Annotated in this window: 1 protein-coding gene; it reads right to left on the bottom strand. The window is 64.6% G+C overall.

Going from position 1 to position 2,144, the window contains the following annotated elements; translation table 11 throughout:
• Positions 1 to 2,144: dermonecrotic toxin domain-containing protein (locus tag HX846_RS28120; RefSeq protein WP_372242018.1), on the bottom strand; the 2,144-nt coding region annotated here is incomplete at both ends.

Genomic DNA, 2,144 nt, shown 5'->3' with positions numbered 1-2,144 from the left:
TGCCCGGCAGAATGTCCATGGCGCAGTCGATCAGCGACAACAGCACCGCCTCGACCTCGGCCAGGCCATGGCCGACGTTCCCGCGCAGGAACGCAGCAGTGGCCAGGTTGGCACTGGACCAGGCGTCATACAACGCGACGACCGAACCCACGAAAGGCACCAGCCCCAGGGCGATTTTCAGGTAGTTGAAGATCAGCCCGGCGCGCAGCGCATTCTGCTCCAGCAACAAGGCCGCGTTGGAGCGCGAGGTCGCGCGGTGCGCTTCTATGACGCGGCCCATATGGGCGTTCAGCAAATGGGCGGCCAGCGAGGTGGTGGCCGGCCACGGGGTTCCGACGGCAAAGACCGGATCAAAATTCCGTTGCTGGGCCTGGGCGATCCGGGTTAGGTGGGCGGCGGTGTCGCCCTTGATGGCCAGGCCGGCCAGGTAGGCGCTCATGCCGCTGGCCAGGCTGAGGTCGTAGAGCGCCTTGCGGGCCAGTTCCAGGCTCGCGTAGCGCCGCAGGTCCTGGTTGTCCGGGCTGTTTGGCAGGTACAGCAGGGTTGTGCCGGAGATTTGTTCCTGGATGAAGGTGACCCCTGACAGGGTGGTCGGACCGAAGTCGGTATCTTCACCGCCCGCACTCAGGGTGGCCGGCAGCAGCACGATTTTCTTGTCTTCCACCTGCCAGGCATCCGCGTTGTCGGCGTCGATGGCGATGTTCAGCAGCCGCAGATCGTTGTCGTCGAATCGCCCCAGGGCCCGCGCGCGTTTGCCTTGCAGTATGAGCATCAGGCGCAGGGGCTCGGTCAGGCATTCGCGACGGTGCTGCGTGGTGAAAGGCGCCGCCGCGGGATCACCGAGGAAGGTGCGGGTGATCAAGCTTTCGTAGGCCCCGGCGAGGTCCAGCTCCTTGACCAGGGTCTTCAGGTATTCCAGGGACAGGCCGGTGGTCAGCCGGGTGGTTTCAGGGGCATTGGGGCCGGAGACATCGAGCTTCATGTAGGTCAGGCGCTGGGCCAGCGTCGGGTCGATGTTTTGCTGGGCCAGTTGCAACAATGACAGGGTGCTGCGGCGGGTACTGGGCACCGTCACATACTTGAACGGTGTACCCGGGCCCGCGTATTCGGACAGGTATTCGCGCTCCTGGCTGACCGTATCGGGCAGGTCCAGTTGCACCGACCAGGTGTGTTCAAGCTGGAAGTCTTCGCGCAGGCGTTGGTCCAGGCGGCGCTGGCCGAAGTCGTCGAAGGGTTCCAGCTCGCGCTCGAGCAGTTGCTGCGAGCGATGCAGGGCGCTGATCTGCGCGTGTATCAGGTGCTTGAGCGCCAGGCGTTCATCTGCCGGCAACTGGCTCAACTCCCCAGGCAGTGCCCCGGCCAGGGTGCTGCTGCGTTGTTGCTCGAGCAGTTGTCCATACGCCAGTTCCCGCGCCGGGCACACCGGGGTTTGCAGGGTAAACAGGGTTTGCTCTTTGAGTCTGTCCAGGCCTTCGGTTCGCTCCTGGCCGAACGGAGGCACCGGGAAGAGGGAGATCAGCGCATACGCCTGTTGTTCGCTGGCGTACAGCTGCTGTTGCAACGAGTATTCAATCGGGTCGCCGGTCAGCAGCGACAATTGCAGGGTGACGTCCTGCGCTTCGCTCGACAGCTTGAACAGCGAGTGTTCCAGGGCTTGGCGGGATTCGAAACGCTGCAGGCCCCCTGCATTGCCGGGCCAGTACAGCAACAGGCTGTGGGGCACCGAAGAGGTCAGCGCGCTGGTCTGGGTGATGAGCAACAGGCCTGTCAGCTCCTCGGAACCTTCCCTTGGGTCACGGCTGGAGAGGATCAGGCGGGTCACCGCGACAGCCGGGCGGCGTTCCGGGGCCGCGGGGTGTTCCGTGACGGCCAGGAGCAGGCCGTGTTCTTCATCGCTGATCTGCTGGAGCGCATGCTGGATGGCGCCCTCGGCGCGCAGGGCGGCGAGCCGCGCCTGGTAGAGCGCGTCATAGTCCGGATTGGGTTTTTGCCGCAGCTCAAGTTGATCGAAGGCGGCTTTTTTTGCCAGCAGGCCGCTGGCGGCATCATTGCCGGCCTGCTCTGCGTCTTTCAGCGCCTGCATCAAACCCTTCAACTGCGCCAGCCGGGCGGTTTGCTCAGGGCCATCGCCCAGGAAGCGCTCC

The sequence above is a fragment of the Pseudomonas sp. K5002 genome (assembly GCF_013386655.1).
GTDB lineage: Bacteria > Pseudomonadota > Gammaproteobacteria > Pseudomonadales > Pseudomonadaceae > Aquipseudomonas.
This window is presented reverse-complemented; position numbering and strand designations above follow the sequence as displayed.